Source organism: Campylobacter sp. CNRCH_2016_3089, assembly GCF_025772505.1.
Classification (GTDB): Bacteria; Campylobacterota; Campylobacteria; order Campylobacterales; family Campylobacteraceae; genus Campylobacter_D; species Campylobacter_D lari_D.
The window spans coordinates 1-2,190 of the sequence record NZ_JAKMSF010000031.1 but is presented as its reverse complement, the minus strand read 5'-3'; the positions used below and the strand labels follow the sequence as shown (position 1 = coordinate 2,190).

Below are 2,190 nucleotides of genomic sequence, written 5' to 3'. Positions count from 1 at the left end.
AGCTTGGTATAAAGGTTTGGCAAATATATATAAAATTACAATATATTATTTTATCTACGATGTGCCAAAAAATCTTAAAAAATTTTATCCCCTAGAAGATAAAAAATTAGCACTTAAAAAAATGAAAATAAGTTATAAAGTATTTAATAATTTAGATTTAAATTCGACTTCTGAGATTCCTAGTATAGCTAATGATGATTGGAAAAATGCTTTTAAAGATTTTTCTAATGCAAGTTATAATTGGATAAACAAAATCCAAAAGGCCTTAGATGAATGCAAATGAAAATAATACTAGTGTTCATAATGAAAACAATACCACTATTAACATTAAAGAAAGTATAAAAGAAGCCTTAAGAGAAGGGCAAGAAATTGTAGAAAGTGATATAGAGAATACGATAAATGTCTATATATAAAGAATGTGAAGTTTGTAAAACAAAAATCAATAAATTACAAAATATTTGGAATATATTCTCAGGCAAATTAGAAATAAAATGCAAAAATTGCAAAAGTAAATATGGAGTTTCTAGTAAAATTATAGATTGGGTGTATAGTATTTTTTGTGAAAACTTATTACTCTTTCCACCAATTGTATTTTTAAATTTCATATATTTAGGTAGATATTTTTCAAAATATGGATTATTTGAAATGATATGTTATTTATCAATAATCATTCTTTTTAGTAGAAAACTAATAAATATTGTTTTACTTCTTCTTTGTAAATTAAAAAGGCTAGAAAATGAGAGATAAAATTTTAAAAAGGGTATTAAAATTATGTTTTTTTACATTTTTTATTTACAACACCGCTTATGCTTTGTGTACTGATGAGTTGAACGATGAGGATTTAAAATTTATACAAAATACAAATTTAAATCAAGTTAATTTTAAATGTAATATAAACAATCAGACATACTATTACAACAATCTTACTCGAAAAGAATATTTACAAAACTTAGAAGAACTTAAGGCGATTTATTTTAATCTGAACAAAGAAGAATTAAAAACACTAAGCTATGTCATCTATCTTAATGAAGCACTTTTTTATCTAAAACTTGATTTGAATTTTTTAAAAAATTTTTTTTCTGTACAAAAAAACGATATTTCAAACCTTGAAAACTTAAGAAAATCTCATTATAAGCAAATAGAAAATATCCTAACATTGAATCAGAAAAAAGAATTACAAAACTTTTTTGTTTTAGCAGATCAAATTTTACATAAAAACGAAATTGCAAAAGATTATATTGATATTTCTTCCAATCTTATAGAACAGAGCAAACTAGAAAATAAAGAAATTTTAAAGTATATTGAAAATTCAAATAAAGATATCTTCTCTCTTAAAAATATCAATCAATTAATCTTTCTTTATAATACAAATTTACTTATAAATGAAGCTAAAAATTATCCACAAAGATTAGCTCTTGCTTATGATAAAAATGAAGCATTAAAACTTTTAGAAACACTTTTAAAAACAATGAATAAAATTTCAAATAAAGAAGATAAACTCGTGCTTTTGCAAAATGCTTTAATTACTTACGATAAAGCAATATCAAGCTTAAATATTGATTTACCATTAAATGAACAAAAATATAAAAAAATAATCAAAAGAAAAGAATATATTATTTTAATGGGGCGGTTTTTTCAAAGCGATGCGTTTACTTATTTTAACACCAATCTAAAAAGAAAATTTGATTTTAAAGATGATTTTATTCAAATTTTTCCAAAAAGAACGAGTGAGATTTTAAAACTCATTGCAATTTACAATCAAACAAAAAAAACTTTAATGCTTACAAAAGAAGCTTTAAAATATAAGGAATAAATATGTCAGATAAAGATGACTTAATAATACCCGAAGAGATTAGACAAGCTTGGAATGAAATAGAACCTATTTTAGATTATGGAAATACTATTTTAGAAACTTTCAATTCTTGCGGATTAATTTGCAAAAAATTCCTATTACTGGCGATATTATCAATTTTATTTTGGTTTGGGATGAAGAAAAAAGCGTAAGCAAAGCTATAGCTAATTTAGGAATAGATAGAATGGCTGATTTAACAATTATCATCTCCACCATTATGGATTTAGGAATGACACTTGATAACATAAAAAATATTGAAAACTCTAGAGAAGAAGTAAAAAAATTTACTTTTAATTTAATTGACTCCTTTACAAGTAATAAAACTTACAAATCCACCG

At 23.2% G+C, this 2,190-nt stretch carries 4 protein-coding genes; all 4 read left to right on the top strand.

All coding sequences use genetic code 11. From position 1 onward, the window contains the following. Positions 1-283: hypothetical protein (locus tag L8W69_RS09060; RefSeq protein ID WP_263666975.1), on the top strand; the 283-nt coding region annotated here is incomplete at its 5' end. Then, positions 270-413, top strand: coding sequence for a hypothetical protein (locus tag L8W69_RS09055; RefSeq protein WP_263666974.1), 144 nt, complete (start codon positions 270-272; stop codon positions 411-413). The genes L8W69_RS09060 and L8W69_RS09055, both read left to right, overlap by 14 nt. A gap of 323 nt (positions 414-736) precedes the next feature. Beyond that, entirely contained in the window at positions 737-1,813 is a 1,077-nt protein-coding gene (locus tag L8W69_RS09050) for a hypothetical protein (protein WP_261545422.1), read from the top strand. A 2-nt stretch (positions 1,814-1,815) separates the two neighbouring features. Beyond that, positions 1,816-2,004 (top strand): hypothetical protein, encoded by a 189-nt coding sequence (locus L8W69_RS09045; protein WP_263666973.1) that lies wholly within the window; start codon positions 1,816-1,818, stop codon positions 2,002-2,004. Positions 2,005-2,190 lie beyond the last annotated feature (186 nt).

Coding starts and splice junctions, on each gene's coding strand:
- L8W69_RS09050 (WP_261545422.1), top strand. CDS start 737: ATGAGAGATAAAATTTTAAAAAGGGTATTAAAATTATGTTTTTTTACA.
- L8W69_RS09055 (WP_263666974.1), top strand. CDS start 270: ATGAATGCAAATGAAAATAATACTAGTGTTCATAATGAAAACAATACC.
- L8W69_RS09045 (WP_263666973.1), top strand. CDS start 1,816: ATGTCAGATAAAGATGACTTAATAATACCCGAAGAGATTAGACAAGCT.